17 protein-coding genes are annotated in these 24,918 nt (G+C 73.5%); 9 read left to right on the top strand and 8 right to left on the bottom strand.

The window, feature by feature from the left end; genetic code table 11:
• Window positions 1-11: 11 nt before the first annotated feature.
• The 3 genes from ACI78Z_RS14630 to ACI78Z_RS14620 all read right to left on the bottom strand — a co-directional run bounded on the left by ACI78Z_RS14630 (window position 12) and on the right by ACI78Z_RS14620 (window position 4,542).
• Complete coding sequence (locus ACI78Z_RS14630; protein WP_457037285.1) at window positions 12-875, bottom strand: hypothetical protein; 864 nt, start codon at window positions 873-875, stop codon at window positions 12-14.
• A gap of 218 nt (window positions 876-1,093) precedes the next feature.
• A complete protein-coding gene (locus ACI78Z_RS14625) occupies window positions 1,094-2,950 on the bottom strand; it encodes a polysaccharide biosynthesis protein (RefSeq protein ID WP_457037261.1) in 1,857 nt (618 codons plus the stop codon).
• A 116-nt stretch (window positions 2,951-3,066) separates the two neighbouring features.
• On the bottom strand, window positions 3,067-4,542 hold the full coding sequence (locus tag ACI78Z_RS14620; protein ID WP_457037260.1) for a polysaccharide biosynthesis tyrosine autokinase: 1,476 nt from the start codon (window positions 4,540-4,542) through the stop codon (window positions 3,067-3,069).
• A gap of 232 nt (window positions 4,543-4,774) precedes the next feature.
• On the opposite strand from ACI78Z_RS14620, the gene ACI78Z_RS14615 reads away from it, so the two are divergent.
• A complete protein-coding gene (locus ACI78Z_RS14615) occupies window positions 4,775-5,458 on the top strand; it encodes an arsenate reductase/protein-tyrosine-phosphatase family protein (protein WP_457037259.1) in 684 nt (227 codons plus the stop codon).
• Window positions 5,459-5,476: 18 nt separating this feature from the next.
• On the opposite strand, the gene ACI78Z_RS14610 is transcribed toward ACI78Z_RS14615, so the two are convergent.
• On the bottom strand, window positions 5,477-6,262 hold the full coding sequence (locus ACI78Z_RS14610) for an SGNH/GDSL hydrolase family protein (protein WP_457037258.1): 786 nt from the start codon (window positions 6,260-6,262) through the stop codon (window positions 5,477-5,479).
• A 999-nt stretch (window positions 6,263-7,261) separates the two neighbouring features.
• Window positions 7,262-8,530, bottom strand: coding sequence for a Wzz/FepE/Etk N-terminal domain-containing protein (locus ACI78Z_RS14605; RefSeq protein WP_457037257.1), 1,269 nt, complete (start codon window positions 8,528-8,530; stop codon window positions 7,262-7,264).
• A gap of 145 nt (window positions 8,531-8,675) precedes the next feature.
• Between ACI78Z_RS14605 and ACI78Z_RS14600 the strand changes: the two genes are divergently transcribed.
• The 5 genes from ACI78Z_RS14600 to ACI78Z_RS14580 all read left to right on the top strand — a co-directional run bounded on the left by ACI78Z_RS14600 (window position 8,676) and on the right by ACI78Z_RS14580 (window position 19,005).
• A complete protein-coding gene (locus ACI78Z_RS14600; protein ID WP_457037256.1) occupies window positions 8,676-9,569 on the top strand; it encodes a glycosyltransferase family 2 protein in 894 nt (297 codons plus the stop codon).
• Window positions 9,566-10,807: an O-antigen ligase family protein gene (locus tag ACI78Z_RS14595; RefSeq protein ID WP_457037255.1), complete on the top strand. Its 1,242-nt coding sequence runs from the start codon at window positions 9,566-9,568 to the stop codon at window positions 10,805-10,807. Before ACI78Z_RS14600 ends, ACI78Z_RS14595 begins: the two co-directional genes overlap by 4 nt.
• A gap of 1 nt (window position 10,808) precedes the next feature.
• Entirely contained in the window at window positions 10,809-12,065 is a 1,257-nt protein-coding gene (locus tag ACI78Z_RS14590) for a hypothetical protein (RefSeq protein WP_457037254.1), read from the top strand.
• Between the two features lie 260 nt (window positions 12,066-12,325).
• Complete coding sequence (locus ACI78Z_RS14585; protein ID WP_457037253.1) at window positions 12,326-18,079, top strand: pectinesterase family protein; 5,754 nt, start codon at window positions 12,326-12,328, stop codon at window positions 18,077-18,079.
• Window positions 18,055-19,005, top strand: coding sequence for a WecB/TagA/CpsF family glycosyltransferase (locus ACI78Z_RS14580; protein WP_457037252.1), 951 nt, complete (start codon window positions 18,055-18,057; stop codon window positions 19,003-19,005). The genes ACI78Z_RS14585 and ACI78Z_RS14580 overlap by 25 nt, the downstream gene beginning before the upstream one ends.
• Window positions 19,006-19,023: 18 nt before the next feature.
• Here the strand turns inward: ACI78Z_RS14580 and ACI78Z_RS14575 are convergent, their stop codons facing one another.
• Window positions 19,024-20,076 (bottom strand): NAD-dependent epimerase/dehydratase family protein, encoded by a 1,053-nt coding sequence (locus ACI78Z_RS14575; RefSeq protein WP_457037251.1) that lies wholly within the window; start codon window positions 20,074-20,076, stop codon window positions 19,024-19,026.
• Between the two features lie 263 nt (window positions 20,077-20,339).
• Between ACI78Z_RS14575 and ACI78Z_RS14570 the strand changes: the two genes are divergently transcribed.
• A complete protein-coding gene (locus ACI78Z_RS14570) occupies window positions 20,340-20,852 on the top strand; it encodes a hypothetical protein (RefSeq protein ID WP_457037250.1) in 513 nt (170 codons plus the stop codon).
• A gap of 66 nt (window positions 20,853-20,918) precedes the next feature.
• Here the strand turns inward: ACI78Z_RS14570 and ACI78Z_RS14565 are convergent, their stop codons facing one another.
• Window positions 20,919-21,140, bottom strand: coding sequence for a hypothetical protein (locus ACI78Z_RS14565; RefSeq protein ID WP_457037249.1), 222 nt, complete (start codon window positions 21,138-21,140; stop codon window positions 20,919-20,921).
• A 150-nt stretch (window positions 21,141-21,290) separates the two neighbouring features.
• Window positions 21,291-22,286: a hypothetical protein gene (locus tag ACI78Z_RS14560; protein WP_457037248.1), complete on the bottom strand. Its 996-nt coding sequence runs from the start codon at window positions 22,284-22,286 to the stop codon at window positions 21,291-21,293.
• Between the two features lie 294 nt (window positions 22,287-22,580).
• On the opposite strand from ACI78Z_RS14560, the gene ACI78Z_RS14555 reads away from it, so the two are divergent.
• Window positions 22,581-24,104 (top strand): hypothetical protein, encoded by a 1,524-nt coding sequence (locus ACI78Z_RS14555; protein WP_457037247.1) that lies wholly within the window; start codon window positions 22,581-22,583, stop codon window positions 24,102-24,104.
• Entirely contained in the window at window positions 24,101-24,850 is a 750-nt protein-coding gene (locus ACI78Z_RS14550) for a hypothetical protein (RefSeq protein ID WP_457037246.1), read from the top strand. The genes ACI78Z_RS14555 and ACI78Z_RS14550 overlap by 4 nt, the downstream gene beginning before the upstream one ends.
• Window positions 24,851-24,918 lie beyond the last annotated feature (68 nt).

Here is a 24,918-nt window from a genome sequence, read left to right as displayed (position 1 = left end):
GGCGGGGTTTCCTACTGATGCAGCCGGGCGCCACTGGGCGAGGCCGGTACGGGCTCGATGCCGGGCTCGCGGGGATGCCGCCCACGAAGCGCGTCGCCACCCGGTCGGCTGCGCGACCGTGCGGAGGACTGGATCCACCGGACGTAGCAACGCGGTGCTCCGAGGTACGCCCCGAGCACAACGACGATCCCGAACAGGGCCACAGCCCGTACGAACGGACTCTCGCTCAGCCCTGCGGCAACCGCCGCGGCCGCAACCAGCGCGGAACAAGCGGTCACGAACGCGGAGACACCGACATGCGACCACCCCGTGATCAGCAGCCGCTGATAGACGTGCTCCCGATGCGCTTCCATGAGAGGAGCACGAGCCCAAGTTCGGCGGATGAGAGTGGAGAACACGTCGACGAGGTAGACGGCCGGGACGAGGACTGCAGCCCACACAGGGATCCGCACGGAGATGAGCACCAGGAGGAGCGCGAGCAACGCCCCGATCCCGTAGCTGCCGACGTCGCCGAGGAAGACCTTCGCGTGGGGGAAGTTGAACGGCAGGAACACCGCGGCCGCGCCCAGGACCGCCGCAGCGGTCGAGGCGAGGACGGTCGAGTCGGTCACGAGCCCCACGACCATGCAGGCCCCGGCCACCACGACGACCTGCAGGCCGCTGATGCCGTTGATGCCGTCCATGAAGTTGAACGCATTGACGTACACCACGAGGAACACGGCAGCGATCACGGCCACCGACCAAGCCAGGCTCCCGCTGAGGAAGAGCCAGGTCGACGCGGTCAGGCTGAGCAACACCTGGAGTCCTAGACGCGTACGCGCCGCCAAGCCGCCGAGGTCGTCAATGCCCCCGACCACAGCGAAGGCCACAAGCATCGCGATTACGGCCCCGGGAGCACCGGCGACAGAAGACACCACGGCGACAGCCGCGACAAGGGCCGCTCCACCGCCGCGAGGAGTCGGAGCGGCGTGGGAAGACCGCCGCCCTGGGGTGTCCAGGATCTGCCGACGGCGCAGCATGCCGATCAGTGGCGGCAGGAGCAGCGCGGTAGCAGCCGCGGAAGCGACTGAGCTGCCCAACGGGGACAGCGAACTCATCCCAGCAACCCCGCGCGGAGTCGGCGGGTCCTCAACGCAGGCGTGCCGGCGTCCTCACCCGACGGCTCATCGACCAGCGCCAGGACGGTCTTGCGGCCCTTGGGCTGCCGAGGGACATCGAATAGAGACCAGCCCTCCATCGCAGGAACAGCGACGTGGCTGATCAGCGGATGCACCGGCCGGTGCCCCGACTCCTCGATCCCGAAGAGCTCCTCGTGCAGCTTCTCCCCTGGTCGCAGGCCGGTGTAGACGATCTCGATGGGGCGGTTCCCCATCGCGATGAGCTGCCTGGCGACGTCGGCGATTCGCACGGGCTCACCCATGTCCAGCACCAGCGCCTCGCCTCCACGGCCGATGGCGCCGGCCTGGATAATGAGCTGCACGGCCTCGGGGATGGTCATGAAGTACCGCGTGACATCGGGATCAGTGACCGTCACCGGACCACCGCGCGCGATCTGGGCTGCGAACGTGGTCAACACCGACCCGCGGCTACCGAGCACGTTGCCGAAGCGCACGGAGAGGAAGGCCCCGGTGTTCCGCTCGGCATAGGTGGCGGTCAACCGCTCGGCCATCCGCTTCGTCCGACCGAGCACATTCACCGGGTCCGCGGCCTTGTCGGTGGACACGTTGATGAAGTGGGTGACCCCGACGTCGGTCGCCGCCTCCAGCACGTTGCGCGTGCCGAGTACGTTCGTCTTCCAGCCCTCGTCCGGGTACTGCTCGAGCATGTTCACGTGCTTCAGCGCCGCCGCGTGGAACACGACGTGCGGCTGCCGAGCGCGGAAGACGTCGAGGACCGCCTCCGCATCCCGGATGTCGGCGAGCACGACCTCGGGCAGGTCCAGCCGTGCCTCGCCGTGGATGCTCAGCTGGACGGCGTGCAGCGCCGACTCGTCGCGGTCCAGCATGATCAGTTCCGACGGCGCGAAGCGAGAGATCTGACGGCACAGCTCCGACCCGATCGAGCCGCCGGCCCCGGTCACCAGCACGCGCTTGCCGCGGAGGTACTCCGCGATCTCGTCCACATTCGTGTCGATCTGCCGGCGGCCGAGCAGGTCGGCGATGTCGATGTCCCGCACGTCACGGATGCCGACGTGGTGGGAGTCGAGCAGCTGCGACAGCTGCGGCAGGACCTTCACAGTCAGGCCCGCGGCGACCGCCCGCCCGGAGATGTCCCGGACGAGTGCGGCGTCGGCCGAAGGCAGCGCGATGATCAGGGTCGTCGCCTCGGTCGTGGCAGCGACGGAGGCGACGTCGTCCCGCCCGCCCATCAGGCGCACCCCACGGATGCGGGCGTGCCGCTTGCGCGGGTCGTCGTCCAGGAGGCCGACCGGCAGGTAGGCGCTCTCCGAGTTGGTCAGCATCGAGCGCACCAGCTGGTCGCCGGCGTTCCCGGCGCCGAAGACCAGCGTCCGCTCGCCGGCCCGAGGACGGGCCGCACCCTCCCTCTGCCGTCGGATGCCCAGCCGGATAGCCGTCATGAGCACGAGAGCGACGACGGCAGCCATCGGCGGCACCGAGAGCGGGAGGAGTCGAGGCGTGCCGCAAGCCATGTCACAGACGAGGACGACGACCGTCACGCCCGCCACAGCACCAGCAAGCGTAAGCAGCTCGTCGGCGCTGCCCACGGGGTACCGGCCGTGGTGCAGGCGTAGCGCCGGAGAGAGGACGACGTATGTCAACGCAGCCACCGAGCCGATCACCAGCAGATCCCGCGTGTCGATCCGGCTCAGGTCACCGTCGTAGCGGGCGGCGCTCGCCAGCCACAGCCCGAAGACCAGGAGGAGCGCGTCGATGACCAGCAGGCCCCACCGGCGCATGCGCCAGCGCCAGGCCCCCCGTCGTTCGGTCATGCCGACCCCCGTCCAGCGCGGCATGCCGTCACAGCATGCACCTGTTATGAACCGTTCCGTTTCGTCATGCGGGCGCACGTCACCCTTGTTCGGCGACTCGGTCGCCGGAGTCTCGATCACCTGCCGGGACGAACCGCCGGCAGCGGGCTGGTGGTCTCGAAGCGTCGGCGCGTCCGGCCGCGCAGCGGACGCGGGATGGCCATGTTGCCGGTGTCGGCAGTCGTCTCCCGTCCCGGGTCGGCCTCGTAGCTGTAGCCGTAGCCGTAGCCGCGCGCCGTACCGGTCGACTGCGGCACCCGGTTGAGCACCACGCCGAGGAGCTTGGCGTCGATGCGCTGCAGGACGGCGGTCGACTCGGCGAGCTCCTCGCGACGCGTCTCCCCGAACCGCGTGGAGACCACGCAGCCGTCAGAAAGGACCGAGAGGACGGCCGCGTCGGTGACCGGCAGCAGCGGCGGCGCGTCGATGACGACGAAGTCGTGGGTCTCCCGCAGCTCCTCGAGCAGCGCGCGCATCTGCGCCGAGCCGAGCATCTCACTGGGATTCGGCGGCATCGGGCCGGCACCGAGCACGGTCAGCTTGCCGTCGCCCCAGGGCTGCGCCACCTCGTGCAGCGCCGCGGTACCGGCGAGGACGTTGGTCAGGCCGGCGCCGCTGATCAGCCCCATGTACCGGGTGATCCGCGGGCGGCGCAGGTCCGCCTCGATGAGCATGACCCGACTGCCCTGCTGGGCCAGCACCGCAGAGAGGTTCACGGCGAGAGTCGACTTGCCCTCGCCGGGGATCGAGCTGGAGATGACGATGACCCGAGGCGGGTTGTCCACGTTGAGGAACTGCAGGTTCGTGCGGATCGACCGGTAGGCCTCGGCACTGACCGAGTGCTCGTCGAGGTCGGCGACCAGGTGCTCCTCGGCCAGGCGAGGGTCCTCCAGCACGGTGCCGATGACGCCGACGCCAGTTAGCTCGCGGATGTCCTCCGGCGCCTTCACCGTGTTGTCCAGACGGCTGCGCAGGAGAGCCAGTCCGAGACCCAGGAGGAGGCCGAGCACCGCGCCCAGCGCGAGGTTGCGGGTGGGGTTCGGGCTCACCGGGGTCTCGCTGTGGTCAGCGGGCTCGACGGTCGTCACCTTGACCGTGGAGGCGGTCGCACCCTCGGGCGTCTCCAGCTCGGTCACCTGCTGGGTGAACTGCGCACCCAGGGAGGTCGCGATGTCCTGAGCCCGCTGCGGTGAAGTGTCCGTGACGGTGACGTCGAGGATCACCGTCTCGGGGACAGCGGTCGCGGTCACCTTGGCGGCGACCTCCGTCGGCGTGAGGTCGAGGCTCAGCTCGTCGACCACCCGCGCAGCCAGCTGTTCACCCGTCAGGAGCTGCGCGTAGGAGGTCACCCGCTGCTGCGAGAACAGGTTGCCCTGGTAGGCCGTCGACGTGTCGGTGGACGACGACGTCGAGACGAAGAGCTGTGTGGAAGACGAGTACAGCGGCGTCGCCGTCCAGGTCAGCACCCCGGCAGCGGCCACAGCCAGGAGGACCGCACCGACGAGGAGCCACCATCCCGAGCGGACCGCCTGCAGCACGTCCTTCAGGTCCACACGACTCCCCGTCTGCTGATCGGACCCTCGGTGCAGGCCCGCCGATCGTCCCCCGAACGAGTGGGTACGAGATCGGACGATACCGGGTAGGACCGCAAAAAGTTAGCCCCATAGTGTTGGACCTAACACTCACTGTGACAGCTGGGACGTGTGCTCACCCGTCGGCGGGACAACGCACGCGCCGGGCCGCGCCTCCTCCTCATCGCCGACTGTGAGGCGTTGACTACTAAGCGTGCAGATCCTCTTCGTGTGCACGGGCAACATCTGCCGATCCCCTCTGGGCGAGCGGCTGACCCGGGCATTCCTCGACGATGCCCTGGGCGCTTCGGCGGCGGCAGTTGGCACGAGTAGTGCCGGGACGCACGCCGTCGTCGGCAAGGGCATGGAGCCGTCGTCCACCCTCGTGCTCGAGGGTCTCGGCGGTGACCCGTCGGGATTCGTCGCCCAGCAGCTGACCGCAGACATGGTCGACGGCGCAGACCTCGTGCTGACCATGACGCGCAGGCACCGCCGGAGGGTGCTCAAGCTGGCCCCCAGGGCGATGTTCCGGACCTACACCTTGCGCGAGGCCGGTGACCTCCTGCAGAACGTGGACGTCGCCGCCCTCCCGTCGGTGACCTCCCTGGACCTGCGGGCCCGGGCGCTCGTCGCCGCCCTCGGCGCACAACGAGCCACTCGCCGGCGGACCGACCGCGACGCCGACGACGTGGTGGACCCCATCGGGCAGCGGGTATCGGTCCATGAGCAGGTCGGCGAGCAGATCTTCGAGTCCCTCATCCCCCTGCTCTCGGCCCTGTGCGGCCCGCGGGACGGCACCCGGCAGGACCTCGTCGACGCCCTGCCCGCGGAGGCACCCCCCACCGCGGAGATGGCCGCGATCCGCTACCTGCCGCCACCGTTGGCGCGCCGGTGGTGAGACCTGCGCCCGGTGGGATCACCGAGCGGGCGTCGGCCCGTCGAGGGCGTCGGTGACCAGGGGGGCGATCCGCTCAGCGAGGTAGGCGTGTCCCGCGTCAGTAGGGGACACGCCATCCGCCGCGATGAGACCGGGTTGCGGCCCGGCGAACCACTCCTCGGTCAGCGGGTCGACGAAACGCACGCCCGCCGCTCGGGCCGCCGCCTCCACAGCGTCGCTCGCCGCCACCACACCGGCCGGCACGCTGCCGTCATCCCACACCGGCCCGACGACCAGGATCGTCGTCCCCGGAGCCTGCGCCCGGACGGCCGCGATGACCCCGGTGGCGTTCTCCTGCACCGTGGCCGCCGGCTCGACGCCGTCGTTCCGGCTGCCGAAGAGGACTGTCACGGTGGCGCCGGGGACCGGAGTGGACTGGACCACCTGGACCAGGTTCTGGCCGGTGACCCCCACCGCCGCATAGCCCGCCTGCGGGAGGGCGTGCAGAGCCAGACGGGCGTCGACCCGGGACGCCACCTGGGCGGGCCACCCGGCCGCCCCCAGCCCTCCAAAACTGTTCCCTGCCGCATAACCGTCGCCGTAGACAGCGACGACCGCGGGAGTGGCCGGCTCCTGCGGGGCCGGCGCCGGAGGCGCGGATGCAGAGACGGAACTCGTCGCCGCGGCCGCTCGCGTGGCACCGTAGGGATCGTCCGGGACACGGCGCAGTGCCATGAGTGCGAACAGCGCGACATTGGCGACCACCAGGACGACGAGCGCCACGATCCCCCACCGCGGTGGGCGTTCCAACTGCAGACCCCGCATGGAGCCACAGTAGCGGCGTCGAGGCCAACACTGACAGCAGAACGTGGTCGTTCGACCTTGTTCCGTTACATCCTGCGCCGCGACGGATGGATTCACCACTCACTGGCAGGGAACAAGTCGCAGCCGATTGATCACAATGCGTTGCGGCGCAAGTACCGGGCCCGGCGAGGCCCGTGGACGGGTGATCCCTCAGTCCCTCGATTGCCTGGCTCGCCCACGCAGGGTGAACATCAAGGCATGACGCCGCGCGAACGCCACCTCCTCGGCCCGGCCGGGAGCCCCTGCTCCATCTGCGGGAGGCCGGAGGTCGTCCTCGTCGAGTCCCGCAACGTGCGGCGCCTTCGGGACCGGTTCAGCTCAGCGTGGGATCCCCGCGTCCGGGTGACCGCGGTCTGCAACCACTGCGGCGCTCGGCTGGTCGTAGACGAGCACCCCATCGCCTCGGCGAGCTGAGCCGGGCGGCCGTCCGAGGGGTCGAGCCCGACTCCTCGTCAGCGTGCGCCTCGACGAGGGCCACGGCGACGTCGTCCCGTCCGCCAGCACTGTCCGCCGCTGCCGCGAGATCCGCTGCGACGACGTCAGGGGCCGTGTGCCCGGTGAGCAAGGTCGGCGATACGGTCATCGCCCAACTCGCCCGGTCAGTCCGTCGGAGCAGGCGAGGAACGCCGTCCCGGAGGGCACCGAGGACGCGAATGCGCCGATCCGCGCCCCGGGGGCCACCGGTACGACACCACCGCGGAAGCCGTCGCCGTCGATGGAGGAGCGGGCCCCATCGACCGGCGCTCTACCACTCAGTCAGTGCTCCATGGCACTGCGCTATGAGAGCGACAGGTCCGTCACGCCGGCGCGCCATGCCCGACGTCCCCCGGAGGGGTGAGCGGCCGACCGCCCACCTCCACCCGGAGCGACGGGGCGCCGATGGGTGTGGACGTGCGGACGTCCAGGGCTCGACGGCGGGAGATCGACCCCGTCGACCCCCACCGCGACGCCGCGATCCCCCTAGCGCCGACCCCGGGCCGGTTCCTCCAGCGCGGCCCCCAGCACGGGGACCCGCAGGTCCTCGAGGGTCCGAAGGGCACGCTGCAGGTCCCGCTCGCGGGTGCCGCCGTCCCCCACCACGAGCAGGACGTCGGAGGCGGCCAGCGCGAGCGCCTCGGCGTCCGGCGGCCCGTCCAGCGGCGGCGCCGCGACGACCACGACGTCCGACCCCGCCGCGAGCTTGTCGAGCACCTCGCGGGCCCGCGCCGGGGACAGGGCGTCGGGGACGTCCGACCGCCCGCCCGGCAGCACGCCCAGCCCGCCGGGGCCGGACCGCACCGCGGTGGAGAGGTCGGCGCTGCCGGCGAGCACCTCGGCCAGGCCCGCGCCGTCCCCGTCGACGCCGAGCAGGCGGGCCGCCTGCCCGTGCGCGTCGACCAGGAGGACCCGGCGCCCCGACGCGGCCAGCACGACGGCGAGGTCGCCGGCGAACGCGGCGACGTCCGGCCCGGCGGCTGGAGCGGTCACGGCCAGCACCCGGGCCCCGGCGTCCGCCGCGTCGAGGTGCAGGCGCACCCGGCGCAGCGCGTCCCGGCGAGCCGGGGACAGCTCGCCCGACCGGCCGCGCCGCGGGACCTCGGCCAGCGACGTCAGGCCCAGCCGGCGGACGCCGTCGGCGCCGCGCACCGTGTCGTCGGTCCCCTCCCGCAGCAGGGCCAGGCCGGCCCCCACCACCAGGCCGAGCAGCAGACCCGACAGCACCAGCAGCACGGCGTCCGGCGCGGCCGGCGACCCGGGCAGCGGCGCCGGCCGGATCGTCGTGACGTCGACGGCGTCGATGGCCGCGGCCTGCGTGCCCTCCAGCTCCGACAGCAGTCGGGCGAACTCGTCCCCGACCGTGTTGGCGATCAGCTGCGCCCGCTCCGCCGAGGAGTCCCGGACCGACACGTTGAGCAGCACCGTCTCGGCCGGGACCTCGACCGTCATGCGGGCGGCGACCTCCGCGCCGGTGAGGTCCAGCCCCAGGTCACCGGCGACCCGGTCACCCAGCGCCGGGCTGCCCAGGACGGCCGCGTAGGACTGCATCCGCTGCTGCAGGTAGATCGTGTCCTGCCGGCTGGACTGGGTGTCCGACGCGTCGGTGGCCTCCAGGAAGAGCTGGGACTCGGCGACGTACTCGGGCGTCTGCACCAGCGTGTACGCGCCGGCGGCTCCGAGGCCGGCGACGACGCAGGCCACGATGATCAGCCGGCCGCGACGCAGCGCGCGGCCCAGGTCTCCCAGGGTCATGGATGTGCTTCCTCGTCCGCCTCGATCCGGGTGAGCCGACGAGCGCACCGGTACCGTACCCGCCGTATCGCCGGGTCGACGCAGCGTAACCACGGAGCGACCCCATCCCGGGGACATCGCCTCCGAACCAGCCTGGAGGGGGACGGTGGACGACACCCGGTCGGATGACGTGGGCGCGGTCTGCGTCCTCCACGGCGACCCGCCCCTGCCCCGCTGGCTGCACGACCTCGCGGAGGCGGTGCCGCTGGTCCTCGTCGTGAACGACCCCGCCCCGGGCCGCTACACCGGCCTGCCGGCGGCGGCCACCACGCTGGTCAACGACGAGCCGGCGGGCTTTGCGGCCAACGTCGACGCGGCGGTGGAGACCCTCGTCCGGACCGCGCGCATCGACACGGTGCTGGTGCTCAACTTTGACCTCGACCTCGAGCCCCCGGCCCTGGACTCCCTCGTCACGGCCCTGCGCGCCGACCCCGGCCTCGCCGCGGTGGGCCCGCTCCTGGTCGACGCCGACGGCCGGCCGGTGTTCAGCGCCGGCCGCCTGCCCCGCCCGCCGGTGGAGTTCCTCCGCGCCGCCGGGCTGCGGCAGGGGGTGTGGCTGCGCCTGCAGCGCGCCGTGATGCGGCGGACCCGGAGCTGGTCGCACCGCAACGCGGTGACCTCCACCGCGCCCGTGCGGGTGCTGGAGCCGGGCGAGTACCTGCCCTGGACCTGCGTGGCGGTGCGCCTCGCGGCCTGGGCGGACGTCGGTCCGCTGGACCCCCGCTTCCGGCTGTACGCCGAGGACATCGACTGGTCGGTCCGCGCCACGGCGTCCGGGCGGCGGCTGGCCCTGGTGCGCACCGAGCCGCCGGTCGTCCACGGGGAGCGGTGGACGCGGAGCCCCACGACCGACGCCTGGTTCGAGGCCAGCCACGCCCGGCTGCACGCCAAGTACGGCTGGACGGCGAACGCGCGGGCGCAACGCCTGGGCCTGGCGCTGCGCCGGTGGACCCCGCTCCGGTGGACCGGCCGGCTCACCTGGTCCGAGGTCTCCGCGTGAGCGCACCCGCCCTGTCCCGGCGCGTCGTCCTCGCCTACGCGCCGCTGTGGCTGCTCGGCGCCGGCTTCCTCTGGTGGCCGTGGGTGCTGGTGCGGCTGCTCCTGCGCCTCCGGCGCGACCACCGCCCTCCACTGCTGCTCTCGGCCGTCCCCGTCTTCCTCGGGCTCAGCCTCGTGCTGGCGCTGCCGTCGGGCCCGGCGGCCGGTCGGGTGCTCGGTGCGGTGCTCAATCTGACCATCTGGATCGCCCTCGCCCTGTACGTCGCCGGACGGCCGGGGAGAGCCGAGCTGGAGGGGGTCGGCCGCGGGCTCGTCGACCTCGCCCTCGTCCAGGGGGTGCTGACGCTGCTGGCCTGGGCCGCCTACCCGCGGTTCCAGGACATCCGGCTGCCGCTGGACCACGTCCTGCCGGCCCGGCTCGCCGAGGACCCCAGCATCTCGGCGTTCACCACCACCCACCTGGCCTTCCTCGACTACTTCGGGGCCCCGGTCGTCCGCAGCGCCGGCATCCTCGGCAACCCCACCTGGAGCGGGTCCCTAGCCGCGCTCGGCATCCTGCTGCTGCTCGTGGGCGTCCGGTACGTCCCGCGCGGCGGAGCCGTCGGCAGCGTGCTGACGGCCGGCTGCGTCGCCGTCCTCGTGCCGTCCCTGGTGCTGGCCTACTCGCGCAACACCGTCCTCGCGCTCGTCCTGGCGCTGGCCGCGGCCGCCGTCGTCGCCCTGCGCCGGCGGATCGGCCCGGCCCTGTTCGGTGCGGTCGTCTGCCTGGCCCTCACCGTGCTGGTGGTCGCGCTCCTCCTCGTGCCGGTCGGTTCCCTGGTCAGCGACCTCAACGGGGCGCGGGCCGGGTCGGCGGAGACCCGCGGCGACATCTACGCGGTGACCTGGGAGCGGATCACCGCGGCACCCACGCCGTTCTTGGGCTCCGGCATCAAGGAGCGGGCGCCGGGGCTGGTCGCCAGCCTGGGCAGCCACAGCACCTACCTCGGCCTGGTCTACCGCGGCGGGTTCCTCGCCGCGGCGCTCTTCCTCGCGGCCCTCGCGGCCGCCGGCCTGCGCGCCTGGCGGGACCGCGACGGGCCGGTGCTGGCGCTGCTGGTGTTCACCGCGGTGTGGTCGGTCGCCGAGGACTTCGACGTCGGCCACTTCGTGCCCGTGGGCCTGGCCCTCGCCCTGGCCGGCCTCCACGCCGGCCGGCCGGCCCGGGACACGCAGCCGCTCCCGGCCAGGAGCGGCTGACGTGGCCGTCGACAGCACGGCGTCCCGGCGGGTCCGCACGCAGCGGCTGCTGACGCTCACCGACCAGGCCCTGTCCAGCGGCACCAACTTCCTCATCTCCATCGCCGCCGCCCGGGCGCTGTCGCCGCGGTCGCTCGGTGCGTTCGCCGTCGCGATGGCCACCTACCTGATCGTGCTGGGCGTCGTCCGGGCGGCCTGCGGCGAGGCCCTGCTGGTCCGGCACGCCGGGTCCCCCGCCGCGCGGTGGCCGTCGCTGACCAGCGCCTCGACCGCGCTGGCGGCCACGGCCGGCGGGGTGGCCGCCGTCCTCAGCGCCGTCGCCGGGCTGCTGCTCGGCGGGGAGACCGGCGCCGCCCTCGTCGCCCTGGGCGTGCTGCTCCCCGGTCTGCTCGTGCAGGACGCCTGGCGGTACTGCTTCCTCGGCCAGGGGCGCCCGGGCGCGGCCACCGCCCTGGACGCCGCCTGGCTGGTGCTGCTGGTCCCCGCGCTCGCCGTCCCGGCACTGACCGGCCGGATCTCGGCGACCTCGCTGGTCCTCGCCTGGGGTGTCGCCGGCGTGCTGGCCGTGGCCGCGGGCCTCGTGCTGGACCCGTCCCGGCCTTCACTGCGCGCGGGCCGGGACCTCCTGCGCGCCGACCGCCGGCTGATGCGGCGCTACGGCCTGGAGTTCCTCACCGGCTACGGGACCTACCAGCTGCTCGTCTACGGGCTCGCCGCGCAGTTCGGCCTGGCCCTGACCGGCCTGCTCCGCCTCGCGCTGACCGCACTGAGCCCGGTGAACGTGCTGTTCCAGGGCGCCTACACCATCACCACCCTGCACGGCATCGAGCTGCGGCCGCGCGGACGCGGCGCCCTCCTCCGGTGGTCGGCGGTCGTCGCCGCCGCGCTGGCCGCGGTCGCGGTGGCCTGGACGGCCGCGCTGCTGCTCGCCCCGGACGACCTCATGACGGCCCTGCTTGGCGCGGCCTGGCCCGCGGCGCGCGAGCTGGTGCCCTGGCTCGGGGTGTGGCTGGTGGCGGTCGCCGTCCAGTCGGGCGCGGCCACCGGGCTGCACAGCATCGCGGACTCCGCACGCAGCCTGCGGGCCCAGCTGTGCTCCGCGCCCGGGGTCCTCCTCTTCGCCTGGGGAGGTGCCGTCCTGGGGGCGGCGCAGGGGGTCGCGATCGGGTACGCGCTGGCGGGTCTCGCCGCCCTGGCGATCTGGTGGTGGGCGTACCTGCGGGGGCTCGCCGCCCCCACCGCCACGCCGAGCGGTTGAGACACCCCCATGGCGGTCCGGTGCTGGGGCGCAGCGCTCCGGTCACTGAGCGTCCGCTCCTGAGCCGTGATGTGACGCGATCCGCACTCTGCTCACCCGCTCGGGTGATGGTCGGTCCGGATCGCGGCTACGTAGCGTCAGCGCTGCTCCAGGCACAGCGCACCAGTTCCCGAGGCTGAAGCCGTCTGCTTCTCCGTCTCGCCGGGTCAACGCCGACCGCTCCTGGGCTCACCCGTTCCGCGAGAGAAGACGAGACCCCTGTGTCCCCACCCCTTGGTTCCGCGCGCCCGCTCGCCGGTCGAGCCGTCGCGCCCCTGGTCCTGTCGGCCCTCTTCCTCGGGCTCCTCAACATCGCCGTCCCGTCCGCGACCGCGGCTGCCGCGGGGGCAGCCGCAACGGACTTCGACGGCGACGGCACCGCCGACATCGGCGTCTTCCGCGACAGCGAGGGCCGCTTCTACCTCGAGCGGGCCGACTCGCCGTTCTGGGGCGGGGACGGCGACGTCAACGTCTCGGCCGACTACGACGGCGACGGCACCGCCGACCTCGCGGTGTTCCGCCCCTCCACCGGCCAGTGGTTCGTCCAGGACGGGGCCACGACGTTCTGGGGCGGGCCGGGCGACGTCCCGGTGCCGGCCGACTACGACGGCGACGGCACCGCCGACATCGCGGTCTTCCGTCCCTCCACCGGCCAGTGGTTCGTCGACGGCGGCCCCACCACGTACTGGGGCGGGCACGGCGACACCGCCGTCCCGGCCGACTACGACGGGAACGGCACCGCCGACATCGCGGTGTTCCGTCCCGCGACCGGCGAGTGGTTCGTCCAGGGCCTGCCGACGACGTACTGGGGCGGCGAGGGCGACACCGCCGTCCCGGCCGACTACGACGGCGACGGCACCGCCGACATCGCCGTCTTCCGCCCCTCCACCGGCCAGTGGTTCGTCCAGGGCCTGCCGACGACGTACTGGGGCGGCGAGGGCGACACCGCCGTCCCGGCCGACTACGACGGCGACGGCACCGCCGACATCGCCGTCTTCCGCCCCAGCACCGGCCAGTGGTTCATCGACGGCCTGAACACCGTCTGGTGGGGCGGCGAGGGCGACCAGCCGCTCACCCAGCGCCCGACCGCCGGCGACGGCGTCACCCCGGACCCGATCGACACCGTGGCGCCGGCGGCCCCGGCCGACCTCACCGCCACGCTCGGCCGCGGCGAGATCACCGTCTCCTGGACCGCCCCGGCCGACGCCGACGTGGCCGGCTACCGCGTCACGCGGACGGCGGCCGGCGCCCCGGCGACCGTCGTGAGCGGGGACGAGCCCGTGGCGGGGACGTCGTTCACCGACGCCACCGTCACCGCCGGCACCGCCTACACGTACACGGTCACCGCGGTCGACACCGCGGGCAACGCCTCGCCGGCCTCCGCGCCCGTCACCACGACCCCGGTCGAGGTCGACGTCGTCGTCGCCGCCGACGGCTCCGGCGACGCCACGACCGTCCAGGGCGGCATTGACCTGATCGCCAACAACGCCGACCACCGGGCCGACCCGAAGGTCGTCCTCGTCGAGCCGGGCACCTACGACGGCCTGGTCAACTCCGGCAACCGCTACGGCGTCACCCTGCTCGGTGCGACGACGGACCCGGCCGACACGGTGCTCACCACGAGCAGCGCCACGCTGCCCACCGTCGCCCTCTCCGGCCACGAGTGGAGCCTGCGCAACCTCACGGTCGCCAACACCAACGGCACCGGGGTCACCGGCGCCCAGGCGACCGCGCTGAAGGTCAACTCGGGTGACAAGGACGTCTTCGACAACGTCCGCCTCCTCGGCAACAAGCAGACCCTGCAGCTGTCGACGGCGAACACGACCACGTTCACCCGGATGTACTTCACCAACGCCTTCGTCGAGGGCGGTCAGGACGTCGTCCTGGGCCGGGCGGTCGCGGTGTTCGAGGACAGCACCTTCCACGTGCTGGACCAGCCCGGCGCCAGCATCACCGACTCCGCGGTGGACGCCGCGCACCCGTACGGCTTCCTCATCACCGACAGCGAGATCACCACCGACGGCAGCGGCATCCACCTTGGCCGGCCCTACCCGGCGCACGCCACGGCGCAGGCCCAGGTGACCGTGCGGGACACCGAGCTCGCCGCCGGCATCAACACCGCCCAGCCGTGGAGGGACTGGACCGCCACCGTCCCGTGGACGTCCGGCCGGTTCTCCGAGTACCGGAACACCGGTCCCGGTGCGACGGTGAACGCCAACCGGCCGCAGCTGACCGACGAGCAGGCCGGGCGGTACACCAAGGCGGCCTACCTGGCCGGCACCGACGGGTGGAACCCGGTGGGGCAGCCGCTGCCGACCGAGCCGGTGGACACCACCGCCCCGGCCGCGCCGGCCGGCCTGGTCGCCACCGGCGGGAACGGCGTGGTGGAGCTGTCCTGGACGGCGGACACCGACGCCGACCTGGCCGGCTACCGCGTGTACCGCGCCGCCGGGACGTCGGTCGAGGCCACCGAGGCCAACCGGGTCACCGCCGAGCTGCTCATCGGCACGGCGTTCGCCGACCGGTCGGTGGTCAGCGGCACCGGCTACACCTACGCCGTCACCGCAGTGGACCGGGCCGGGAACGAGTCGCCGGCCTCTCCCGTCGCCTCGGCCACGCCGACCGGCGAGGTGCTGCCGCTGCACGACGTCCTCGTGGCGCAGGACGGCTCGGGCGACTTCACCACCGTCCAGTCCGCGATCGACGCGACCCCGGCGGGGACCGCGGGCGACCCGGTGGTCATCGCCGTCAAGCCGGGCACCTACCGGGAACTGGTCAGCCTGACCAAGAGCAACGTCACCCTGATCGGCACGACCGGGAACGCGGCCGACGTCGTGATCACCTACGACAACGCCGCCGGCACCACCAACCCGGCCACGGGCTTGACCTACGGCACGAGCAACAGCCAGACGTTCCGGCTCTCCGGCAACGACGTCACGCTGCGCGACCTCACCGTCGAGAACGCCTTCGACGAGGCCGCGGTCCAGCTGTCGGGCGGCGAGCAGGCGGTCGCGCTGCACACCACCGGCGACCGGCTGGTGGCGAGCAACGTCCGGCTGCTGGGCAACCAGGACACCCTGCTGGTCAACTCGCCCGACGCCAACATCGTGTCGCGGTCCTACTTCGTCGACAGCTACGTGCAGGGCGACGTCGACTTCGTCTTCGGCCGGGGGGCGGCGGTCTTCGACCGCAGCACGATCCACGCCCTCAGCCGGGGCAGCAGCTCGAACAACGGGTACATCACCGCGGCGAGCACGGCCGACCAGTTCCCGTACGGCCTGCTGATCACCGACAGCACCATCACCAGCGACGCCCCGGCGGAGACCTTCTCCCTCGGCCGGCCGTGGCGGGGCTGGAGCGACGGCTACACGAAGAACGGCGTCGTCTACAACAGCCGCGGTCAGGTGGTCATCCGCAACACCGAGCTGCCGGCGGCGATCAGGACCGGCCAGCCGTGGGCGGACATGTCGCCGAACCTGTGGACCGACGGCCGGTTCGCCGAGTTCCAGAACACCGGCCCCGGCGCCACGGTCAACGCCAACCGCCCGCAGCTGACGCCTGCCCAGGCCGCCGACCACACGAAGTGGGACTACCTGGCCGGGTCTGACGGCTGGAACCCCACCGGTGCGGAGGAGCCGGTCACCGACACCACCGCTCCGGCGGCCCCCGCCAGGCTCACCGCCCAGCCCGGTGACGGCTCGGCGACGCTGGCCTGGACCGCGGGCACCGACGCCGACCTGGCCGGCTACCAGGTGTACCGCTCGACCAGCACACCGGTGGAGGTCACCGCCGCCAACAAGGTCAACGACGTGCTGGTCACCGGCACGACGTTCACCGACGACGGGGCCGCCGCGGGCACCGAGTACGCCTACGTGGTCACCGCCCTCGACACGGCCGGCAACGAGTCGGTCGCGTCGTCCCCGGTGGCGGTGACCCCGACCGGCGTCGTCCTCCCCGCCCACGACGTCCTCGTCGCGCAGGACGGGTCCGGCGACTTCACCACGGTCGCGGCCGCGCTGGCCGCCGCGGGCTCCGGGACGGCCGCCGACCCGGTGGTCATCGCGGTGCAGCCCGGCACCTACCGGGAGAAGCTGACGGTCTCCTCGAACCACGTCTCGCTGTTCGGGACGACCGGCAACGCCCAGGACGTCGTCCTCACCTACGACGACGCGGCCAGCACCCCGAAGCCGGACGGCTCCGGCACGTGGGGGACGTCGGGCAGCGCCAGCGTGCTGATCAAGGGCCGGGACGTCACCGTCCGCGACCTGACGATCGAGAACGCGTTCGACGAGGCGGCGTTCACCTACAGCAGCGAGCAGGCGGTCGCGCTCAAGACCACCGGCGACCGGCTGGTCTTCGACAACGTCCGCATCCTCGGGGACCAGGACACCCTGATGGTGGACTCCCCCGCCGTCGGCACGGCTGCCCGCTCCTACTTCGCGGACAGCTACGTCGAGGGCGACGTGGACTTCGTCTTCGGGCGGGGCACGGCGGTGTTCGACCGGAGCACGCTGTTCGCCTCGACGCGCGGGAGCAGCTCGAACAACGGCTACCTGACGGCCGGGAGCATCGACAAGAGCCTGCCGTTCGGCATCCTGGTCACCGACAGCACCGTGGCCAGCGACGCCCCCGCCGGGACGGTGCACCTGGGCCGGCCGTGGCACCCGAGCGGCGACGTGAACGCCATCGCGCAGGTCGTCGTCCGCGACACGGAGCTGCCCGCAGCGATCAAGTCGGCGCCGTGGACGGACATGAGCGGCTTCTCCTGGCGGGACGCCCGCTTCGCCGAGTACCGGAACACCGGCCCGGGTGCCGGCGTGAACGCCGACCGCCCGCAGCTGACCGCTGCCGACGCCGAGCGGTACACGAAGTGGACGTACCTGGCCGGCTCCGACGGGTGGAACCCGACCGGTGAGCTGCCGCCGCCGCCGTCCGACACCACGGCCCCGGCCGCCCCGGCCGGCCTGACCGCGGAGCCGGGCGCGGGGTCGGTGACCCTCGACTGGGCCGACAGCACGGAGGAGGACCTCGCCGGCTACGTCGTCCACCGCACGCTGAGCGGGGGGGACAACTACGCCCGGCTGACCGGGACGCCGATTCCCGCCTCCACCTACGTCGACACCACCGTGCCGGTGGGCACCACGGCGTCCTACCGGGTCACCGCGGTGGACAGGACGGGCAACGAGTCGGCGCCCGCGACGGCGAGCGCGACGGTGACGGAGGCCAGCACCGAGACCCGGCCGCTGAGCGTCTTCGTCGCCGGTGACTCGACCTCGTCGATCTACCAGACGAACGAGGCACCGCGCGCCGGCTGGGGTCAGACCCTGCCGCTGTTCACGACCGGCAACGCGACGGTCGTGGACTACGCCAAGTCCGGGGCGAGCTCGAAGAGCTTCTACGACCTGGGCCTGCTGGACCGGATCCTCGCGGAGATCCAGCCGGGTGACCACCTGCTGATCTCCTTCGGGCACAACGACCAGAAGGCCGACGACCCCACCCGCTACACCGACCCGTACACCACGTACCAGGACTACCTGCAGTTCTACATCGACGGTGCCCGGAACCGGGGGGCCACCCCGGTGCTGGTGACGCCGGTGGAGCGGCGGCGGTTCGACGCAGCCGGCCAGGCGAAGACGACGCACGGGGAGTACCCGGCCGCCATGCGGGCGCTGGCCGCGGAGCAGGACGTGCCGCTGGTCGACCTCACCGAGCTGAGCCTCGTGAAGTGGAACGAGCTCGGCCCCGAGGGGACGCTCGACTGGTTCATGCACTTGGCTCCGGGCGAGCACCCCAACTACCCGGAGGGCGAGGTGGACGACACCCACTTCCAGGCACGCGGGGCGATCGAGCTGGCCCGGATGGTCGCCACGGCGATGGCCCAGCAGTCGGTCCTGCCGGCGGGGGACTACTACCAGCGGCTCGACGGCGAGGTCGCCGACAGCGAGGTCGTGTGGCCCGCGAAGCGGCCGGTCTGATGCGCGCGCCGCTGCACCTCACCGTCGTGGACGGCGCCGCGACCGACCCCGGCCCCCGGGCCGGCCGGTCGGCCGCGGCGCCGCCCGCCGGGGTGGCCGTGCTCGAGCCGCACGGCAGCCGCGGGGTGCTCCTGGAGGAGGTGCCGGACCCGGAGGCGCCCGCTGCCGTCGCCGCCGAGCTCGTCGCGGAGCACCTCGCGACCCTCCACGACGAGGAGCGTCCCTGCGCGAGCGTCTCGTGGCTGAACCACCACAGCGCCCAGGTGGTCCTCGCCCGCACGCCGGAGGTGCTCGACGAGCTCACGTACGTGGGCGTCGACGGTCTCCTCCTCCGCCGGATCCTGGGTCGGACGACCCCGCGGACCAGCGCGGACCTGGTCCTCCCGGCCCTCCTGGGCCGGCTCCGGTCGCCACGGGTGGCGATCGTCGGAGGCACGCCGTCGTCACTGCCCGGGATCCACCGTGCGGTCTCCCGCCTGCTGCCGCCCGGGGGGCGGATCGTCGCCGTCCGGGACGGCTTCGAGGGGTTGCCGCGGGGCAGAGACCTGGACCGCTGGCTGGCCCGCCACCGCCCGACGGTGGTGCTGGCCGGGCTGGGTGCCGGACTGCAGGACGAGTTCGTCTGCGAGGTCGCCCGCCGGCTGCCGACCGGGCTGGCCATCACCTGCGGCGGTTTCCTCGACCAGGTGCAGCAGGAGGGCTACTACCCCTCGTGGGCTTATCCGCTGAAGCTCAACTGGCTGGTCCGGCTGGTGCGGGAGCCCCGGCGGCTGTGGCGGCGCTACACCGTCGACGCCGTCCAGGCGATCCGGGCCGCCGCCTCGCTCCGTGCCGCCATCGACGGTGCGGAGGGCTTCCGCCGGCTGCGGCACTTCGCCCTGCCGCCCCAGGACGGCCGACCGGTCGGACGGGCGTCGTCCTTCTGAGGTCGGTGGACACCGCGGTCAGACCGCGGTGTCCACCGGGAGGTCGCGCCTGGCCTCCGCCAGCCGGGCGAACCAGGCGACCTCCTCGGCCAACCCCCGGTCCAGGTCGACGGTCGGCCGGAACCCCAGCAGCTCGCGCGCCCGCTGGGTCCGGCACACCACGTCCCCGGCCCGCCGCGCGCCCACGTGCCGCGGTGGCGGGGGCAGTACGCCGCGCTGCTCGGCCACGGCCCGGCGCACCCGGTGGGCCAGCGCCACGGTGCGCTCCGCCGTCCCGCTGCCGGCGTTGACGAGCCGGAACCGCTCCCCGGGCGGCGACAGCGCCGGCGGTCGCGCCACCGCGCGCAGCACCAGGTCCGCGGCGTCCTCCACGTGCAGGTAGTCACGCAGCTCTTGCCCGTCCCCGGTGATGGTCGCCGGGTGCCCGGCCAGCCCGGCCTGGATGAAGGTCGGCACCGCCCAGGGCATGGTCTCCCCGGGCCCGTACAGCGTCGTAAACCGCAGCACCGTGGCCTCCGGCCCGCCCGCCGCGGCGACGATCCGCAGCTGGTCCTCCAGCGCCAGCCGCGCCGCGGCCGCCGAGTCCTCAGGCGTCGGCCGCATCGACTCGTCCACCGGCGTGACCGGCGCCCGCCCGTAGACCTCCACCGAGCTGCCCAGCACGACGTGGCCCAGCCCGTCCCCGATCGCGGCGAGCAGCTCCAGAGTGCCGGCCACGTCCACCGAGACGGCGTCCCGCGCGGCGCCGGTCGCCGACCGCTGCCCCGTCGACGGCGGCGCCGAGGCGAGGTGCACCAGCTGCTCGGTCCCCACCGCCCGGCGCGCCACCCGCCGGGCCGCGTCGGGCCGCCACCACTCCGGCTCCTGGACCAGCTCGACGACGCCCTCGCGGATCGCCCGCCGCACGGGCTCCCGCCACCCCGGATCCGGGCCCACCACGGTGACGCGACACCCGGCGGCCAGCAGCCGCGGCACCACCGACGCCCCGAGGAAGCCGGTTCCCCCGGTGACCAGCACCGGCATGCCGCGGAGCGGCCCGCCGTCCATCCCGGCCGGGTCTGGTCCCCGCACGAGCCCTCCCCCTCGGCGCGGCTCGCGCGCGCCCGTGGCCCCGGGACGCTAGGGGGAGCAGCTCCGCGACGGAACCGTCCGGTCCGTGCTCGTCCGCGCTGGTCCCGCGTGTGTTCACCGCCTGTGCCGGGATCGGGCCCGGGCGTGCCGCCCGACCGGGACGGAGGTTCCGGTCCGGCGACGGGGCAAACACGGGTGGTGACGGGTCCGGACGTCGAGCCCACCTCTCCGGGTGGGACGCGATCAGCATCGATGGGGAGGTCATGTCCATTGCCGACAAGCCGCTCTCGGTCTCCCTGCCGGTCCCGCTCCTCCTCCCACCGGAGGACGACGTCACCAGCCTGCTGCCCGGACCGAACTCGGTGTCGGCCCACCTCGCCGAGCGCCTCGCCGCCACCCGCGACGTCCCCGGGGCGCTGATTGTGCTCGGCCTGCTCCGGCGCGACGACAGCTGGCCGACGCCCGTCAGCAGCCTCGCCGCTGCCACCTCGGTCGTGGCCCGCTCGCTGCGCGACGACGACTGGCTCGGCCGCTCCGGCCCCGTCGAGTTTGCCGTCCTGCTGCGCGGCACCGCCGCGGACGCCGAGGTGGCCGCCACCCGCCTGACGGCGACCATCGGCGAGCTGGGCATCCCGGGCCTGGGCGCCTGCGCCGGCACGACCGCGCTCGAGCCCGGCACCACCGCCGCCGAGACGATGCGCCGCGCCGTCCTGTCGCTGCAGACCGCCCGCGCTCAGGGCGCCGGCCGGGTCATCCGCTACGCCGGCACCCACTGAGACGTGGGCACCCGCAACGGCGCGGACGCCGGTCCCAGCCCCTTCTCCGGCGTCGTCGGGCGGCCTCTACGTCGCCCCCCGTCCGCAGGCCCGGCGCAGCGAACGCTGCAGCCGCGCCTGCCGGGACAGCAAAAGCCTCATCGCCACCGCGAGCAGCGCCAGGCCGGTCAGCCAGCCGACCACCTGCGGGTTGCCCCCGAGGCCGGTCGCCTCCCAGACGGCGCAGCCGATCGCGTACCCGAGGACGACGGCCAGCAGCACCGGGACGGCGGCAACGACGACCGACACATCCCTCCTCGCCGGATCCCGCGCCCGCCGACGCCCCGGCTCGCGTGGTGACCCGCGCGTCTCCTGGTGCCGGGCCGATCCCGGCGGAGCCAACCCGGCGAGCGGCACGGGTCGTCCCCCCGAGGAGATGACCCGGTACTCCGGGTACCACTAGCTCCCGGTCGGGTGACCGTGCGCGTCCTTCCACGCGTTGACTGCGTCGGTCCACACGTCCGGGTCGCTGACGACGCGGATCCCGGGCGTGGGCACCGGATACTCGCCCCCACCCAGCCAGACGATCGTGGTGGGGTCGTCGGGGCACGCGGAGTCGTCGACGACCGTCCCCGGCGGTAGGGCCATCGCGTCCTCACCGTTCAGCGACACCGAGTCGACCTTGAAGACGGAGCACCTGATCACCAGGCGGTTGCCGGAGGTCGACCACTTGAACAGGGCGTTCTCGCCCATGACGACCTGGCCGTCCTCCTCGTGCGGGGTCTCGTAGAGCCCGATCAACATGTGGTCGAGGACCAGCGTCTCCGAAGCCGGCGTCGGCCAGGAGCGGTCGTTCGAGGGCCGCTCGGAGATGCCGGTGTTGCACTGTTCCCACAGGTTGTCGTACAGCACGCCGCCGACCGTGTAGTCGTTCTCCATGCAGTCGTCCCGGATACGGGTCAGGTAGGTGCCCGAGACGTAGAACTGCGTGTTGTTCGCGTTGACGCCGGACTCCTGCGGCTTGATGCCGTCCTCTACGTTGTCGCACCGCAGGCCCCGCACCTGCATCCACTCGCGAGCGATGATCTTGAGGCAGGCCGCGTTGTAGCTGTCGTGGTAGAGCTCCCATGTCGCGGCGTCGTCCGCCTTCCCGAGCACCGTCCCCCCCAGGACGCACGTGCGCAGCGCGGCGTCGTCGGTGCCCACCGCGAAGGGCGACCGAGTGGCTGGGTACGCCGTCGAGGTGACGTCGGAGAGGTCGTAGGTGGTGTCGTCCGGCGGCGACGGCACCTCCCACTGCCCGGCGCGGACCGAGCCGTCGGTGTCGGGACGGATGACCGTGCGGCCCTCCCCGTCGCACGGAGCCGGCGGGGCACTGCTGGAGAAGGGCTCGACGTTCCGATCGAGGAGGAGCGCCGCCGCGGCGACGCCGAGGCCGAGGACCAGCACGGTCACCAGGGCGAGGAGGAGCGATCGACGTCGTGGCCTCGACCAGGACATGAGTACCCGTCTCGAGCGTCGGGACGCGGGCACGGCCGCCGGGACCGTGGCATGGTCTGCCGAACGGGCCGATCAGCAGCGGACGGTACCTCGGGCATGCATCTCCTGGTACCCGCTTCGCCCGGGTCAGGACGATCTCGGTACGCAGAGGTCGACGTCTGTGCTCGCTCCCGGGGACCCGGCAGGATGGCCCGACGAGACCCCGACGTCCGATCGGCGGAGGGGACCGGCCGGCTACCGGGGGGTTCCATGTCAGGACCGCGCACGGCCTCGCTGACCGACCAGGGGACGGCCGACAGGACCGGAGCCGGCGCCGCTCCGCTGGGTCTGGTCGTCGACCTGTGCGCCCGGCTGCGGGAAGCAGGTGTCACCTACTGCCACTGGAAGAGCAACGACGCCCTCCACCTGTCCGCCTCCGGCGACAACGACCTCGACCTGCTGGTCGACCGTGGTTCCTTCCAGGCGTTCCTCGGCGTGCTCATCGCGGCCGGCTTCAAGCAGGCGCGACCACCGCGCCGGCGCCAGGTCCCCGGAGTGGTGCACTACTACGGTCCGGACGCGGCAACGGGCAGGTTCGTCCACGTCGACGCTCAGGCACACCTGGTGCTGGGTGACGACACCACCAAGAACGTGCACCTGCCGATCGAACGCGCCTATCTCGCCTCCTGCACGCAGGGGCCGCTGTTCCCCGTACCGGCGCCCGAGTTCGAGCTCGCTGTGCTCGTCCTCCGGCTGGCCCTCAAGCACGGGACGTGGGACGCGGCGGCCTTCGGCCTGGCATCCCTGCGCGGCAGCGAACGCCGGGAGCTGGAGTACCTGCGGGCCCGGGCCAACGAGGACGACCTGCGCCGGGTCGTCGACGAGCACCTCCCGCAGATCGGCTGGACCGCCTGGTCGGGCTACTACCGGGCCCTGCTCGAGGACCGCTCGCTCGCGACGCGACTCGTCGCAGGCCGGCGCGTCGTCGCGGGTGCTGGCGAGCTCATGCGCCGCCGTCCGGCCGTGGACACGGCCCTGCGCTGCCGGCGTCGCGTGGAGTGGGGCATCCGGCACTACGTCTTCGGCCAGCGCAACACCAAGCGTCTCGTGGCCGGGGGCGGGGTCATCGCCGTCGTCGGCGGCGACGGGGCCGGGAAGTCGACCATGGTGGACGGCCTCGCCCGGTGGCTGGGTGGACCGTTCGACACCCGCGTGCTGCACATGGGCAAGCCCCCCCGCGGACCGGCGAACCTCCTGGTGAAGGGCGGCATCGCCACCGCCCGGCGAGCGGGGCTGCTGCGGACCTGGCTGCCGAACTACCCCACCGCCGACGAGCACGGCGGCGCCGCTCCCGGCACCGCCTGGCTGCTGTGGCAGCTGGTGACGGCCACCGACCGCCGCCGGCAGCACCGCCGCGCCCGGGCGGCGGCGGCGCGCGGCCACCTCGTCGTCTGCGACCGGTTCCCGCTGCCTCAGGTCACCCTCATGGACGGTTCGCGCACCCGGTGGGTGCCGCTCGGCGAGCTGACGGCCCTGGGGCGGCGGCTGGCGAGCGCCGAACAGCGGTGCTACGCCACGATGGTCGCGCCCGACCTCCTCTTGGTGCTGCGGGTCGATCCGGACACCGCGGTGGCCCGCAAGCAGGGCGTCGATCCGGCCCACTTCGTCCGTCCGCGATCCGCCGAGGTCTTCGCCGCGGACTGGGACGCCAGCGGCGCCGTGGTGCTGGACGCGTCCCGGCCGGCGGACGACGTGCTCGCAGACGCGCGCGCAGCCGTCTGGACGAGCCTGTGACCGTCGACGCCCCCGGTCACGGGAAATCCCCGAGGCGGCTCACCGTCGAACTGGCGGGCATCCCCGGCTCGGGCAAGAGCAGGCTCGGCCGCACCCTGGCCGAGGACCTCGCCCAGCGGGACGTCGTCGTCCGGCAGCCGCAGGCCGCCGTGGCTCCCTCCGTGCCCACCGCCCGACGGCTCGCCCGCAAGGCGGTCGCCTGCGGCGCGGCGGCGCTCGCCGACCCGGCGGGGACGGGGCGGGTGGTCGCTGCCATCGCACGCTCGCACCCGACGCGCAGGGCCGACGTGGCAGGCCGGGTCGTCCAGTGGCTGGTCGCCGAGGGCATCGCCGCCCGGGCCGCTCACCGCCCAGGGGTGAGCATCGTCGACGAGGGGTTGGTCCAGTCCCTGTGGTCGATCGGGGTGCGCGGGGACGTCGACCCCGTCCTCACCACGCTGGAGCGCACGGGCCGCGGGCGGCGCGCCGACCTCCTGGTGACCATCTCGGTCCCTCCCGAGCTGGCCCTCGACCGACTCCTCCGACGGACCTCCCGGCACAGCCGGACCCAGCTGCTCGACGAGCACGAGGCCCTCGGTGAGCTGCGCCGCGGCGCTGCGCTGCTCGACCGCCTGGTGGAGTGGTGGGCGAACCGGCCGGGTGCGGGCCACGAGGTCGTCGTCGTCACCGGGACCGAGGAGTGCGGCTCCGATCGCGGGGAGCTCCTGAACCGGGTGCGCGCCGCCGCGGGCGCCGTCGGCCGCTGAGTCCTGGCTCGTCGGGCGCACACAACAGGGCCCGGCCGCCGAGCCGGAACTCGACGACCGGGCCCTCC

It is taken from the genome of Geodermatophilus sp. SYSU D01176 (assembly GCF_054050015.1).
Note: the sequence above shows the minus strand (reverse complement) of the source record. Positions and strands in the feature narration are given on the sequence as shown.

Coding starts and splice junctions, on each gene's coding strand:
- ACI78Z_RS14630 (WP_457037285.1), bottom strand. CDS start 875: ATGCTTGTGGCCTTCGCTGTGGTCGGGGGCATTGACGACCTCGGCGGC.
- ACI78Z_RS14605 (WP_457037257.1), bottom strand. CDS start 8,530: ATGACCCTGGGAGACCTGGGCCGCGCGCTGCGTCGCGGCCGGCTGATC.
- ACI78Z_RS14555 (WP_457037247.1), top strand. CDS start 22,581: ATGTCAGGACCGCGCACGGCCTCGCTGACCGACCAGGGGACGGCCGAC.
- ACI78Z_RS14570 (WP_457037250.1), top strand. CDS start 20,340: ATGTCCATTGCCGACAAGCCGCTCTCGGTCTCCCTGCCGGTCCCGCTC.
- ACI78Z_RS14625 (WP_457037261.1), bottom strand. CDS start 2,950: ATGACCGAACGACGGGGGGCCTGGCGCTGGCGCATGCGCCGGTGGGGC.
- ACI78Z_RS14610 (WP_457037258.1), bottom strand. CDS start 6,262: ATGCGGGGTCTGCAGTTGGAACGCCCACCGCGGTGGGGGATCGTGGCG.